Here is a 12,625-nt window from a genome sequence, read left to right as displayed (position 1 = left end):
GCCGTCGTGGACTTGACTGTGTGGCGGGCTTTCGTGACCGTGTGCCGGGTCGGATCGCTGTCAGCGGCGGCAGCCGAGCTGAATCACACGCAATCGGCCGTCTCCCGGCAGATCGCCGGGCTGGAGCGGCAGCTCGGCGTGCCTCTGGTGGAGCGCCATGCGCGTGGTGTGCGTCCGACGCCGGCCGGTGAGGTATTCCGGCGCCATGCCCTCGCCACGCTCAACGAGGCCGACCGCACCGTTCGCGCGGTACGAGATGTTTGCAACGGGGTGTGTGATCGGCCCCTGGCCATCGGAGCGACGCCGTCTCTCGCCGCGGGGATCGTTCCTGAGGCTCTCCGGGGCCTGCTGAGGCAGGCCGGACCGGTTCGGTGGAGCCTGCTCCCCGGCCTGAGCGCACAGTTGCACGGCCGCGTGATCGCGGGCGATCTCGACATCGCCGTCGTCACAGACGCTCCGCCGGGGCTGGCCGCCGACCCGCGGGTCGACCGGCGGTTCCTCGGGCTGGACGAGATGGTCGTCGTACTGCCCGCCGGCCATTCGCTGGCCGGGTGCGGACCGGTGCGCATCCAGGCGCTGGCCGACGAGACCTGGGTCGAGGACAACGACGGCTCTGCGGCGCTCCTGCGCCAGCACGCCGCCCGTGCGGGAGTCAGCGCCCGCATCGACCTCACCGCGGCCGATCTGCCCGGCAAGCTGGCCCTGGTCGCTACCGGTCATGCCATCGCGCTGATACCCGGGGTGATGACGTGCGCGCTGCGGGCCGACGTCACCACCACGCCCCTCGTCGGGCCCCCCACACGTGGGATTTACGCGATCACGCCACGCCGCGACCCCCACCCCTGCGCAGTACCTCTGCTGGACCAGCTCACCACAGCTTTCGCTTCGGTCCATCCGGCCCAAGTTGATTACCAGCCGACCGAATCGAACGCCCATGACGCTGCGCCCGGCACTTCACGACGGCACCAGTGAAACGCCCCACGACAGACCCGAACCCGGTAGCAGGGGCCGGAGCCACGAGCCTATTTGCGCGGTCTCTAAGGGCTTCCGCGTCGAGGCCCGCCTCCCCTCAGGGAAGCGGGCCCTCGTCGCCCTTCAGGCAGCAGGCGTCAGGTGCAGGTCCGGTAGTTGTAGCCGGCCTTCCGCCAGACTACGAAATCCCAGAACTGGTAGTTGCCGTCCGCATCGCGCTTCACCGACAGCCAGTTGACCTTGCCCTTGTAAATGAAGTCCACGGTCTGGCCAGCGGAGTAACTGCCACTGCTGTAAACCAGGCGGACCTCTGCCCGGCCGAACGTCGCTTTGCCGACCACCCCGTCGACCGTCAGTCTCTCGCCTGACTGCCAGGCCCTGGTCGCGTTGTAGGTCTTGTCCCCAAAGATCCCGTCGATGTCCGAGGTGGAGGCGAGCTTGCCGTCTGCCCACAGGATGGCCTGCCACATGCAGGTGGCATTGGAAGAGGCATGCGTGTTGACGGACAAGACGCCTTCGTTACTCCAGTCGCCCACCCAGCCGCCGGATCCGTAGACGTAGTCGAGGCCGCTGTAGGTTCCGCTCGCCGCGGCTGGGCTGGTGCTCACGGCGAGGACGGCGGCGGTCAGCGCCCCCACCGTGCACGCGCCCCACTTGATGCGCTTAGTGTGCCAACTCATAAAGACTCCCGGACTCGGGCCCCCCTTGGAGCCAGATCGCGCCATTAGACAGCCTCCGACAGCTGATCCATACGGAAGCTTAGGCCATCGACACGGCATGTTCGCGCCAAATTCGGCAGCTGTGACGTGCTCGGGTCGACCGGCGCGGGCGCCGTTCCCGCCGCCCTCGTGTTCACCGGCACGTACGCAGCCGTCGCCGGCTACGTCATGCGTGTCCTGGTGTCGACGACGGCGAGCTGCTTCTCTCCGAGGTCGACGGAAACCACCATCGCCCCCGCACTGAACAGTGGCCAGCTGCTGATATCGGACCGGTACGTGGCATCGACCCTCGCCCTCCAGCGGCTCGACGGCGTACCGATGGACTTCCTGCTCCTGCTCAACGACTACGCGCCGCAGCCCGACTTGGCGGTGATCCTGACCGCCTCCCCCGGCACGATCGCAGACCGCATCGCTCAGGCCGGCATCACCCACCGCTTCCGGTCCGACCCCACAGCGCCCACCCGGGAAGTCGAGCTGTATCGCGACGCCGCGAACACCGTCGAAGACCTCGGATCCAAGGTACTCATGATCGACAGCACAGAGATACCCCATCGGAGGTCGCGAGCCGAATCGCCGACGCGCTCCCCGCCCTCCCACTACCGTCAGATGCTTCAGCCACCACCCCGACCCCCCAGGAATCATGAACGGACAGCCGGCACAGCCCATCATCGACACCCACGTCCTTCTCCGCGACGGCGACAAGATCCTCCTCTCACAGAGAGGGGCCCCTACGGCTACCGCCGCTGGCACCTGCCCTCCGGCAAGCTCGACCAGGGCGAACCCCCCACCGTCGGGGCAGCCCGCGAACTGTTCGAGGAGACCGACGTCAAGGTCGACCCCGATCACCTGGAGCTCCGGCACGTCGTACACCACCGGCAGGAACACAGCTGCGAGCGCATCGGGTTCTTCTTCGTGGCCTCCCAGTGGGAGGGAACACCCGTCAACAAAGAGCCCGAGAAGTGCCTCGCACTCCAGTGGTTCCCCGACCACGACCTTCCCGAAGACATCATCGAATACCCCAGCGCCGGCCTGTACGGCTGTCTCAGCCAGTCCAGCGCCCTGACGCTGCACGGCTGGCAGTAGTTGCACGACGACGGCCGGTCTGGCCAGGAAAAAGCCCTGACCAGACCGGCTTTGCATGCCCTCACCCACCTCTTCGTCCTGGACATCGCCACGCTGGCCGGCCTCGGTCTGGAGTGGGCGGCAGCGAGAGAAGAGGCGTGATGGCTGAGTCGGGCCGGGGTTGACCACGGCTCGTTGTCAGCCCCGGCTTCTAAGCTGCTCTCGGCGTTGAACCGATGTGGTGGAGGACCTCGTGGCTTCGCCGAAGCACAGGGCGCCGACCCTCAGCACCGCTCCGCCTGACCCAGCCTTCCTCGCCTGGCACCACGACCCCGCCGTGTTCCGGAAGCCGTGCAGCAGCTGTTCGAGGCGTGGGACGAAGAGATCACGACCGCCTGCGGCTGGTCCCGTGTCCGCCCGCCCGCAGCCCTCAACACCCCCTGCTCCCGCCTGCCCGGCACCGGAACGGTAAGACGCCCTCAGCGCGACGCGAAGATCACACGCAGCGTAGGGAGGGGCTCCTCACCGACCACGGTCGGCGAAGAGCCCGAGAGGCTGTCTCCCCAACCCCTCTCCTGCCGAGCCGCCCTCACATCCTGGCTCACACTCGCTCTGTACAACCACGTCCACGTGGATCGGGGCCACCTCCGGGCGGCCCCGTGTGGTCATCGCCTCCAGGAGCCCTGGGGGTCGCGTTCGGGCATGCGGCTGGGGTGGGCGAGTCGGCCGGGGGGCCGGACCACTGACGGGGCCCGCGACGGTCGGGTGCGGGGCCGGCGGCCCCGGGGGACGGGTGGGGCGAGGGTGCGGCGCGCCACGGCCCCGTGCCGCGTCTGCCGGGCGCAAAAAAAGGGGGGAGCCGCCCCGGGGACGTGCACCACGGCGTCGACCGACGACGGGGCGGGAGGCGGAGCCACCACGGGACGCATGCCAAGGCCGACGTCCACACTCCAAGGCTCGAGCCGAACCGCCGAGCGGCAGCCGGTCGACGGCGGCGAAGGCCAGCCGCAGAGATCCGACTACCGTGCGCCCCTCGCTGTCATGATGGCCCGATGGACAACCGGGACAGGACCGAACCTCCGCGGGTGGCCGATGAGCACGCCACACTGACCGGCTTCCTGCAGCGCCAGCGTGACACGCTGGCCATGGCATGTGCGGGGCTCACAGCCGAGCAGCTCAGGGAAAAGGCCGTGCGGCCTTCGGGCTTGTCGCTGCTCGGCCTCGTCCGGCACATGGCTGACGTCGAGCGGACCTGGTTCCGGAACGTGTTGAACGGCGAGCACAGCGATGTGCACTGGCCCCGAAGCGACGGCGGCGCTTTCGCCGTCGACACCGCAGACCCGTTAGAGGCGTTCGCGATCTGGCACGAGGAGTGCGCCCGATCCCGCGACATCGTGGATGCCGCCCAGTCCCCCGACGTCACCGGGCGGTACGGAGACGACGTCTTCTCTCTCCGCTACATCCTCACCCACATGATCGAGGAGTACGCGCGGCACAACGGCCACGCCGACCTCCTCCGCGAGCGCATCGACAAAATCGCCGAACAGTAGTGGACGACCGGGGCCGGTGCAGGGCTTCGGTCTCGTCCTGGCCCGGCTTCGTGTACGCCTCGATGTGGGGCGCGGCATGGGGGCCACGGCGCGGCGGCCGCCGCCTTGCACGGGCGCCGTGCGACAGCCGACTCCCACACGGGGCCGGCCGTTGGCCGGCTGGGCACGCCGCCTGTCGGGGGCTCCGGAGCGAGCGAGGGCCGGACCCCTGAGGGCGTCAGTCCTCGCCCGGCTGCATGATCGTCATGACCGGCTCGGCGTTGTCGCCGGACCCGATCTGGGCGGCAAGCCGGACTCGGCGGGGCTGACGGGCGCGGCCGCCTCGCGGAATCCGGTACAACTCGACCGTAACGCTGCTGCCCCCGCCCTGGCTGCGCCGGATGGCCGAGCGGGTCATGGTCAGGACGTCCCACAGACGGCCCGTCTCGTCCTGCGGGGTCAGGCGGCGGCTGTCCTCGTCGCCCCACAACACACAGTCCGCCCAGGCGGCGGACAGCCAAGGCGACTGGGACCCGGAAGCCCGCCTGCCCGGGCCAGCTCGGCCGGGGCGGCCACCAGGACCCCGTCGGCGAGGGCCTGGGCGCGCGCGTAGGCGTGGATGACGTCGGCTTCGCCGCCGAACAGCTCCGTGACGGTTCCTCACAGGAGCGGTCCTGGTGGCGGCGCCGGTCCCGGCGTCGGTGGGGCGTCGGCGCTGACGGGCTGAGGGCGCTCAGGTTACAGGGCCCCGGCTCGCCTCAGTTCGCCGAGGCGGTCGTCGACCTCTATGACCTCGTCGCGGGAGAGGGTCGGGGCGATCCACTGGCGGGCGGTGCCGTGGGCGATGAACTCCTCCGGGAGCCCGATCCCGTAATACTCCACGTAGTCGGCCGCGTCGAGCCGCCAGAAAAAGCGGCCGTCACTCATGATGGCGGTGCCGCCAGAGCGGGAGAACTTGTTGCCCAGGATGTCCTCCGAGAATCCCATCAGGACGATGATGGGAGTGCCGGAGCGAAGATATTCGGCGATCTTTCCCCGCTCCCCCTCGAGAATCGCACCCACCCGCCGCCGAAGTTCCTCGGCGTTTTCCGCGAAGGCGGACTGGCTTGCGATCCTGCCGAATATTCCGAGGGGAACGACGTTCGTCATGCGAGTTTTTCCAGACAGTAGGCGTGACCACCGTGGCGGGGGGACCAAAGATCCGTCTCCCCGCCCAAGGGGTGGGGCCACCGGGGACCGGTCCCCCGATCATTCGTTACGCGGTCGCCTTCGAGCGGGCGTAGGTCTCGTCGGGCTTCGGGGACTCCACAGCCGGTTACAGCCGAAGATCCCCAAATCGTCCTCCTCGGAGTAGTAGTACAGGCCGAACTCACCCGGCTCCGATCCGGACTGTCTCGCCGCGAAGGTGACGGAGACCCACTTGCTGCTTTCGGCAGGCACGGTGTCCACGCCCCAGGGGAAACGGGCGCTCCGGCTTGGTGTCGGACTGCTCCATCAGGGTGCCCCAGCTGGAGCTGGGCGCCCGCGGTGATGGTGCCCTTTCCGCCCTTGTCGAAGGTGATCGGGTCTCCTGCAGGATTGCTTCAGGAGCCGATGATCTGGCCTTCGGTCGGGATGGGGAGGTCTTCTTCCTTGTCGCAGGCGGACACGCCGGTCACGAGGCGGAGAGGGCGGCGGCGACGAAGGTGCGCCCGCACGGGCCCTCCCGGGGGGCCTCGGCCGAGGAAGGGTTCCGCAGGACGCTGGTCTTCCACCACGTCGTCAAGGAAGCCGAGGCGTTCGCGGCTGGCCTCCCCCACGTCGCCGGCCGGTTGTACGGGACCGATCCTGGGCTGTACCCGCGCGCGGTGTGGGCGGACTGGCTGTGCGGCGAGCACAAGCCGCTCCATCGGCGCCGGGTCCTGGACGAGTTCTCCCGGGGGGTCGCTGCTGACGGCACGGTCGTGGAGAAGACGTTCCTCGGGTCCGTCCGGGTGCTCGGCGAAGGCATCGATACATCCCACTGTGATTCCGTGTACTTCGCGGACGTTCGCGGCTCCATGCCCGACCTCGTCCAAGCCGTCGGGCGGGCGGTGCGGGTGCAGCCCGGCGACGGCAAGGTCGCCTCGCTCGTGGTGCCGGTCCTGCTCGGGCCCGGCGAGACGGTCGACAACATGCTCACCTCGCGGGCCTACGGCGGCCTGGCCAAGCTGCTGGAAGCGCTCAGGGCACACGACGCCCGCGTCGTGGAAGCTCTGGCCCAGCCCCAGGCCCCAAGCCGTGTCAGGGGCGTACAGACCCGCAACGGGGACCAGGAGGGCCAAGACGAGAGGCCGGCCAGCGACCGAAGCGACCGACTCTCGGGACCGGCCCGGGAACTGCTGAAATTCAGCACGCCCCGGGACCCGGCACATCTGGCGGCATTCATCAACCTCCGCGTCCTCAACCCCGAACACGCCCACTGGCGACGCGGCATCGAAGCCGCCACCATCTACAACCGGCTCCACACATGGTCACCACAGCCACACGCCAAGGGCGACGACAGCAATGCCGATCGTGATGATCACCGGCCCGATCGTGTAACCGGCCCACTTCCTTCGGCCTACGAGGTCCCGCATACCGATGGACATGGCCCCACCGACAAGGACGATCACGAACCCCGCGAGCAGGACGAGCGCCGCAAAGAAGGAGACCCAGCCGGGGCCGTAGTTCGGGTTGTTGTGCGCGACCCCCGCCAGGATCATGTCGCCGGGCCCGTCGTGCACTGTCACAACAGCCCGAAGCTCCAGCCGGCGATTGCAAGACCGATCACGAGGATCACCGGCCCGAGAACGTAGTTGCCCAACTTCTTCTGATCGCTGACGCTCCAGAGAGCGACGGTCAGGGCGGCGCCGATGACGACGATCAGGCACCCGCCAACCCCGAGGAGCGCCCAGAAGAAGCCGGCCCAGGTGGCGGGGTGGTCCGGGTTAGGGTTCGAAACGGCCGCAAGCCTCACGTCGCCGATCATGCTCACTCGTCCTTCGCCAGATCCTGGACATCCGCCTCGATGCCGGAGCCGGCAGCGTAGACGCCCGTGTTCAAGGTGGTTCCCACAGTGTTCTTGAACGCGCTGTCGGCCAGCTCGCCCCGGTCACTGAGGTTCTTGCCGCCGAGACTCCCGTGCTGCTCCAAGGCGTGGTTGACGCCGTGGTTCTGGGCGTTCCCGAAGGCACCGGTTGCGGCGTTCGTGAGGGCGTTCTGGCCCATCGTCGAGGCATCCCGGTCGTTGGCGATGTCAGTCGTGAGTCCACCGGCCACGTTGCCCGCGGCGCCGTTGACGGTGGTGCCCAGCAGGCCGTCTCCCCTCAGGATGTTGCCGGCCACCCCGGTCAGTCCGGCTGCGTCCGCAAGCGCCGCGCCGCCCCCAGTGAACACGGCTGTTCCGCCGGCGGCCCAAGCGCCGCTGGCGAGGTCGTCTCCGACGGTCACGGGCTGGCCGTTAACGGCCTGGTTGAGCATCGTGCTGCCCGAGTCCGCCACGAAATTCGTGACGAAGCTCTCGGCACCCTTCTTGAGGAACTTCGCGGCGAACTCGGCCACCTTCGCCAGCTTCACCGCCCCTTCCTCGCTGAGCTTGCCGAACCGCTCCAGCAGCGCCGCCACCTTCTCAGCCGCCGACGTGAACAGCTTCACCAGGTCGACGATCTTGGCCACCCGCGTGGCCACGGCCGTGTTCGCGACGAGGTCGGAGAGGAAGCCGGTGAAGAAGGAGAGCGCCACGCCGGCGATCTCCATCTCGGCGATCTCGACACAGATGTCGATGATCTCCTCGTTGATCTTGTCGATCTCGTCGGCGTACGCCCGCAGCCCGTCGGCCACCTGGTGGAAGTTGTGCGCGACGTCGTCGATGACGCGCTTCTGCTCCGCCCAGTGCTTCTCGAAGGCATCGCGGGCCCCACCGTGCCAGCCCTGCTTGTCGACGCCCTGGACAGCGACGTCGAGGGCGTGCACGACCTCGGTCAGCTCGTCGCCCATGGTGTCCCAGGCACGGGCGATCGAGCAGAGCGTGGCGCCGTCACCACCAGGAAGCTCCACCCCGCACGCCTGGAGGATCTCCAGCACCTTGCCGTCGATCCAGCCGTTGATGCTCACGCCGGGCCTCCCGACGGCTGGGTCGCGGCACGGAGGTGGTCCATGGCGGTCCGGTCCGAGTCCTTGTAATTGGCGGCGTTGAGACGCAGCCGGTCGCCGTCACTGGTGAGCACGCCGGGCAGGTGCCCGAGTGCCTTGACGGTGCTGTCCAGCAGCGTCTGGTACTTCTGCGCCGCACCGTCGCAGGCGCCGAGCAGGCCGAAGGCTTCTCCGACCTCGGACGCGGTCGCCGCGAAGTCGTCGACCGGGTTCGCCAGGCCCTTCGCTTCCCTGTCGAACTTCCCAGCAAGGTCAATCAGAGTGTCGGGGTCGACACCGAACTGGCTCATCCTGCTTCCCCCGTCGTCGAGTACGTGGACAGACCAGCAGTACTGGAGGGAGCGATCCGCCGGGAAGGGTGGTTTGCGGGATCAAGACCCGATGATGTCGCACCCTTTGACCAGAGGAACCACTGTCTTGAAGTCGCTGCTGTCATGCACCGGAAATCATGGGAATTGGTTGGCGACTTCTTTGCGTGGTGCACTGAGGCCCTGCCGCTGTGGAGATCGTTCTCTCCGGGGAGACGCGTCCAACTCGTGGGCAGGGCGGGGCTCTCGGTCGGCCGAAGTCCGAGCCGGTTCTGACCGAAGGCGAGCGGACCGCGTTGGTTCCGCTGGGCGAGGCGGGGGAAGACCGCCCGCTACCTCGCGCTGCGGGCGAAGTCCCGCCCACCGGACTGACGGTGTTCGCCTTCACTGCCGACCCGCAGTTGGGCACCATCGACACTCCCAACGGCAAGGTCACCTTCCTGCAGGCCGTCGGCGTCACCGCGGAGGAGAAGGGTGCCATGACGGACAGCAGCACCGCGCAGGTCCTGCAGGCGCTCGCGGCCGGCAATCCACTGCTGGTGACCGATCCGGCGCGAACGTCTGAGCCGATCGTCACCGTTGGGAGCTGTCGACGTGCCGCAGGCGGGGCAGGAGGCCTCCGCAGCGATAACTGTCGACGTCCGCCCCGGAATCGCCGCGAATCTCTGACGACGGTACGGACAGCGTCCTGTACGGCGATGACCTGCAGCCAGTAGGCCGTGCCGAGGAGGCCGTGCCCGACCCGCTCCAGGTGGTGCGAAAGCGTCCCGAGCCGAGCTTCCCGACACATCGGCGCAGACGGAACCGTAAGGTTCCGCGCATGGTGACTGCGACCGTCCGTGAGTGGCGCGACGAGGAAGGGTGGGGGATTCTCGACTCCCCCGAGACACCCGGTGGTTGTTGGGGCCACTACTCCCACATCGAGATGGAAGGGTTCCGCAGGCTGTCGCCGGGACAACAGGTGGACCTCCAGTGGGAAGCCCCCGGCTTCAAGCAGGATGGGTACGACTACCGGGCGGTGAGCATCGTGCCTCGGTCGGCCTGACATCCACACCTGACAGTCGGGGCGCCGCAGGATCCTTCTCCGAGATCACCGTTCAAGTCTGCTCCCCCTGCGAGCCCTTCGCCGCAAGACCCGCAGGCTGGCGCCGCGCCCGGAGGCTCGCGGACCGGATCACTGGCGCCAAAGCAGCTCCGTAACGACTTCCCCCACGATTGAGATCGGGGTGCGCTGCTGGTGTTCCGGCTGGTGGGTGATTCAACAGACCGCTGTGCGGACAAGTACGAGTTCGGTGCTCGGTTTGTGGCAGGTGGCCCGCCGGGCGGCGCGGTCGGAGACCAGGCCGGCGATGGCCTGGTGGATCTCCCCGTAGTCCTCGCGTCGTCCTGCGTACCGTTGCAGAGGGCGCCATTGGCGCATCTCGGCGTTGGCATGCTCCACGCAGATTCGGCGCGAGGACTGGCGGCGGCGCATTTCGCGCCATCCGTATCGGTCGGTCAGCGGCGCATCGTCGATGTCCTTCGGCTTCCAGGGCGGGGCGCCGACCTGGTAGGGGAACTCGTTGACCAGGCCCCGGTAGCCCTCGTCCACCTCGGCTTTCACCGTCGGGTGCTGGCGCAACTGCTCGGCGACTCCCTCGGTGCGCATCGCTGTCTGGTCGTGCATGCGGCCCGGCCGCAGTGCACCGGACCACAGGAGGCGGCCCCGGTGGTCGCTGATCGTGGTCGTCTTCATCGTGTTCTGCTTACGCTTGCCGGAGACGAAGACCCGACGTCCGGGACGATGAGCTTGGGGGCGACGGACCTGGGTCTCGGTGCCGTCGATGCGCAGGCAGACGCCCTCGGCGGCCGCATAGGCGAACACGTCCTCCAGGGTGCGCAGCCGCAGACCGGGCCGGTCAGGCACGGCGAACCCGCGGTCGGCGAGTAGGGGCCGGACCTCGGCGATCGCGCGGCCGATGGTGGAAGATCCCACCTCGTAGATCACGGCCAGCGCGTCATGCGTAGGCCCGGTGCGAAGGTGGACCAGAGTCACCAGCAGCCGATCGACCAAGACCAGTTCGTACTTCGGGCCGGCCCCGGCCTGCCGTTGGCGAGCACCCCGTCGCCGCACATGGCGTCCGGACTCGCAACGCGCCTGCCAGCGTGGCGCGACTTCTTCGATCAACTCACCGAGATGTCGGTGCGAGAGACCGCAGAAGGCGGGATGAGCCATGGCCGCGCGGGCCTGCTTGGTGTTCACACCACAAAAACCCGCGCGGCCACCGTCATGTCACGGTCGACGTCAACCAATCATGCGGGCTGGGCCGTTACCAGCGCACCGCGGTGAAATCAACGGGGCGGGGCCGCAGTTCTCGGGTACGCGCCGTCAGATGTTGCAGCCGCCGGGCCATGTCGTCGCCGGGGAGGCGCTGGCGGTCGCCGTGGCCCGGCAGCAGCCACTCAAAGCGCAGCCGGTCGGCGGTCCGGGCCAGGGAGGCGGCCAGCTCCCCGATGGAGTACCAGGTGACAGTGTCGGTCACCTCGATGTCCGATGTCGTACGCGACCAGTAGAAGCTGTCGCCGCTGAAGCAGTACCGCTCGTCCGCGAGGTAGAGCACGCTGCCCCGCGTGTGTCCGGGAAGCGGGAAGGCGATCACCCCGTCGGCGATCTCCGCCGGGTCGGTGCCACGGAGCACACGGTCGGCGTCCGGGGCGGCATCGAGGTCGCCCTCGTGGATCCACAGCCGGGCGTCGAAGCGGTCGGCGTAGCGGCGGCCGTGCGCGGCGTGGTCGCGGTGGGTGAGCAGGACATCAGTGACGGGGCCCAGCGCCTCGTAGCGCGCGGCCAACGAAGTGCTCCAGCGCGGCGTGTCCACCATCATCGCGGTGCCGTCGGGGCGGCGTAACAGGTAGGAGTTGGCTCCCGCAGTGTGCACGGAGTTGTGCCCGCACAAGTACACGGTGTTGTCCAGGGCCAGGGGAAAGGGGTCCAACGCTGCATCCAACCGTCCGGCCGGGGGACGGACCGACCGGGTGGGGCAGGCATGCGCAGCGGCATGGAACTGCCGGAGCTCCGCTTGGCCGTGCGGCTGGCGCAGGACGACCGAGCGGCCGCCGACCTCCCCGACCAAGCCTGGGGCAAGCTGCCGGGCAACATCGCAGTTCATGCAGCGCCCGTCCACATGCCAGCCGCCCTCAATTCGTCCATCGTCCATGGCCCGCTCCCCTCCGCACTGCGCCCGCCGACCGGCCGCTCACCATCAGAGATATCCCGCGCTGTGCGGATAAAGGAAGAGAGACTGGATCTTGTACTTGCGGCATCGCGCTGCTCTGAGAGTCCGCCTCGGCTCGGACGGACCGGCGGCAGCAGGGAACACCGGAAGCCTTACAACCCACTCGCGATCAATCGTGGGTCAGGCCGTAAACCTCCGCCCCGTGGCACCCACCCGCGCATGGATCACGAACCCCTCTACGGAGGCCCCTGCCCGTATGCCGCCAGCCTCTCCGGATCGAGTACGGCCGCCCCGGCCCTCCGCCTACTGGACCACCTGGCACGCCGGTGGATCGCGGGGTGCCGCTGCGCCGACTACGAGACCGTCCGCCCCCGGGAATGGACCGAGGTGATACAGGACCGTTGCGGCGACAACGAACGACACCGTGCGAATGCTGCGCGCAAGCCAAACGGCTAGCGCGTCACCCGGAAGCGTCCAGACCTGGCGCTTCAAGGGCTGCGGCTGGCAGGGATCGCCACCAGTTCGCAAGACACCCTCTGACGATGTACCCAAAGGTATGAAGCGCTCCGGGTCTGGTGGAGGCTCCGGCCTGCCCCGAGTTACACAGAGTCGGGATACCTGATTTCACGCTACAGGTTCTGCACGCAGTTCGTACTCCACTGGGCTGA

At 68.4% G+C, this 12,625-nt stretch carries 13 protein-coding genes and 1 pseudogene; 6 read left to right on the top strand and 8 right to left on the bottom strand.

Annotated elements, in window-relative coordinates:
* The first annotated feature begins 6 nt into the window (after positions 1 to 6).
* Positions 7 to 972 carry a LysR family transcriptional regulator gene (locus tag ABZ876_RS35260; RefSeq protein ID WP_361789595.1) on the top strand — a complete coding sequence of 322 codons (966 nt, stop codon included), beginning with the start codon at positions 7 to 9 and terminating at the stop codon, positions 970 to 972.
* Between the two features lie 137 nt (positions 973 to 1,109).
* Here the strand turns inward: ABZ876_RS35260 and ABZ876_RS35255 are convergent, their stop codons facing one another.
* Complete coding sequence (locus tag ABZ876_RS35255) at positions 1,110 to 1,652, bottom strand: peptidoglycan-binding domain-containing protein (protein ID WP_361789483.1); 543 nt, start codon at positions 1,650 to 1,652, stop codon at positions 1,110 to 1,112.
* Between the two features lie 126 nt (positions 1,653 to 1,778).
* On the opposite strand from ABZ876_RS35255, the gene ABZ876_RS35250 reads away from it, so the two are divergent.
* Positions 1,779 to 2,774 (top strand): NUDIX domain-containing protein, encoded by a 996-nt coding sequence (locus tag ABZ876_RS35250; protein WP_361789481.1) that lies wholly within the window; start codon positions 1,779 to 1,781, stop codon positions 2,772 to 2,774.
* Positions 2,775 to 3,805: 1,031 nt separating this feature from the next.
* A complete protein-coding gene (locus ABZ876_RS35245) occupies positions 3,806 to 4,303 on the top strand; it encodes a DinB family protein (protein ID WP_234520360.1) in 498 nt (165 codons plus the stop codon).
* A gap of 217 nt (positions 4,304 to 4,520) precedes the next feature.
* Here the strand turns inward: ABZ876_RS35245 and ABZ876_RS35240 are convergent, their stop codons facing one another.
* Positions 4,521 to 4,775, bottom strand: coding sequence for a DUF6573 family protein (locus ABZ876_RS35240; protein WP_361789479.1), 255 nt, complete (start codon positions 4,773 to 4,775; stop codon positions 4,521 to 4,523).
* Positions 4,776 to 5,020: 245 nt separating this feature from the next.
* Positions 5,021 to 5,431, bottom strand: coding sequence for a hypothetical protein (locus ABZ876_RS35235; protein ID WP_361789477.1), 411 nt, complete (start codon positions 5,429 to 5,431; stop codon positions 5,021 to 5,023).
* A gap of 563 nt (positions 5,432 to 5,994) precedes the next feature.
* Here ABZ876_RS35235 and ABZ876_RS35230 point away from each other — a divergent pair.
* A pseudogene (locus tag ABZ876_RS35230) lies at positions 5,995 to 6,768 on the top strand (helicase-related protein); the annotation flags it as partial.
* 260 nt (positions 6,769 to 7,028) lie between these two features.
* Here the strand turns inward: ABZ876_RS35230 and ABZ876_RS35225 are convergent.
* The 3 genes from ABZ876_RS35225 to ABZ876_RS35215 are packed head-to-tail and all read right to left on the bottom strand — an operon-like array spanning position 7,029 to position 8,724.
* Positions 7,029 to 7,271: a hypothetical protein gene (locus tag ABZ876_RS35225; protein WP_234519923.1), complete on the bottom strand. Its 243-nt coding sequence runs from the start codon at positions 7,269 to 7,271 to the stop codon at positions 7,029 to 7,031.
* A 2-nt stretch (positions 7,272 to 7,273) separates the two neighbouring features.
* The gene (locus ABZ876_RS35220; protein WP_361789474.1) at positions 7,274 to 8,395 is read right to left on the bottom strand and encodes a WXG100 family type VII secretion target; all 1,122 of its coding nucleotides are present in this window, start codon (positions 8,393 to 8,395) and stop codon (positions 7,274 to 7,276) included.
* Entirely contained in the window at positions 8,392 to 8,724 is a 333-nt protein-coding gene (locus ABZ876_RS35215; RefSeq protein ID WP_361789472.1) for a type VII secretion target, read from the bottom strand. The genes ABZ876_RS35220 and ABZ876_RS35215 overlap by 4 nt, the downstream gene beginning before the upstream one ends.
* 209 nt (positions 8,725 to 8,933) lie before the next feature.
* On the opposite strand from ABZ876_RS35215, the gene ABZ876_RS35210 reads away from it, so the two are divergent.
* Positions 8,934 to 9,458, top strand: a complete 525-nt coding sequence (locus tag ABZ876_RS35210) for a suppressor of fused domain protein (RefSeq protein ID WP_361789470.1) — start codon at positions 8,934 to 8,936, stop codon at positions 9,456 to 9,458.
* A gap of 104 nt (positions 9,459 to 9,562) precedes the next feature.
* Entirely contained in the window at positions 9,563 to 9,787 is a 225-nt protein-coding gene (locus tag ABZ876_RS35205) for a cold shock domain-containing protein (protein WP_361789468.1), read from the top strand.
* Positions 9,788 to 10,000: 213 nt separating this feature from the next.
* Here ABZ876_RS35205 and ABZ876_RS35200 read toward each other — a convergent pair whose 3' ends face one another.
* The gene (locus tag ABZ876_RS35200) at positions 10,001 to 10,957 is read right to left on the bottom strand and encodes a transposase family protein (RefSeq protein WP_361789593.1); all 957 of its coding nucleotides are present in this window, start codon (positions 10,955 to 10,957) and stop codon (positions 10,001 to 10,003) included.
* Positions 10,958 to 11,051: 94 nt separating this feature from the next.
* Positions 11,052 to 11,939 (bottom strand): MBL fold metallo-hydrolase, encoded by an 888-nt coding sequence (locus ABZ876_RS35195; RefSeq protein WP_361789466.1) that lies wholly within the window; start codon positions 11,937 to 11,939, stop codon positions 11,052 to 11,054.
* Positions 11,940 to 12,625: the final 686 nt, after the last annotated feature.

The sequence above is a fragment of the Streptomyces sp. NPDC046931 genome (assembly GCF_040644655.1).
Lineage (GTDB): Bacteria > Actinomycetota > Actinomycetes > Streptomycetales > Streptomycetaceae > Streptomyces.
The sequence above is the reverse complement of the archived record's forward strand: the minus strand, read 5'-3'. Positions and strand labels throughout refer to the sequence as shown.